The organism is Vibrio sp. 1288, assembly GCF_033344475.1.
This window is the reverse complement of sequence record NZ_JAWPOX010000728.1, coordinates 1-620: the sequence shown is the minus strand read 5'-3', so window position 1 is coordinate 620 and position 620 is coordinate 1. Positions and strand designations below refer to the sequence as shown.

At 47.7% G+C, this 620-nt stretch carries 1 pseudogene; it reads right to left on the bottom strand.

Annotation, left to right across the window (positions count from 1 at the left end):
* Nucleotides 1-620: pseudogene (vmeJ, locus tag R8O11_RS29030) on the bottom strand (multidrug efflux RND transporter periplasmic adaptor subunit VmeJ); the annotation flags it as partial.

The window sequence follows — 620 nt, the reverse complement described above, 5'->3', positions numbered from 1 at the left end:
ATGCTGACCATTGATAGTTCTGACATCCGCTTGAAGACCTTCTTTAAGATACTGGATATGGCGCTCGCTAACGTCGGCCTCAATGACCAGAGTCTCTAAATCAATCACTGTCGCTATTGGATCGCCCACACCGACAAAGTCACCCACTTCGACAAAATGATGATCAACAATGCCATCAAAGGGCGCTTTAACTTCGGTATTCTTGAGAGCGGTTTGGACATTATTGAGGTTCGCTCTTGCATCGACTAACGCGGCTTCCGCAGTCGCAAAGGCCACCTCGCCTTGTAACCCCCTGCTTTTGAGGGATTTTGCGGCATTAAACTCCTTTTCTTTCACTCGCAGCATGGCCTGAGCGCGTTTGAGCTGACTGTCCAAATCCCGCTTATCAATGTTAGCAATCACTTGTCCTTGCTTAACAAGTTGCCCTTTATTGATGTTGAGACTGACAATTTTGCCGGCCACTTCTGCACCAAGACGAGCTTGGCGATTAGGTGCGGTTCGGCCATAAAGTTCTATCGTTTTACTGGTAGGTTTTGCGGTGAAAGTATCAAACATCACCTTAGCTAAGGGCGTGTTTTCAGATTGGAGAGATGGGGATGAGGTGTGGTCACCTTGTGCTT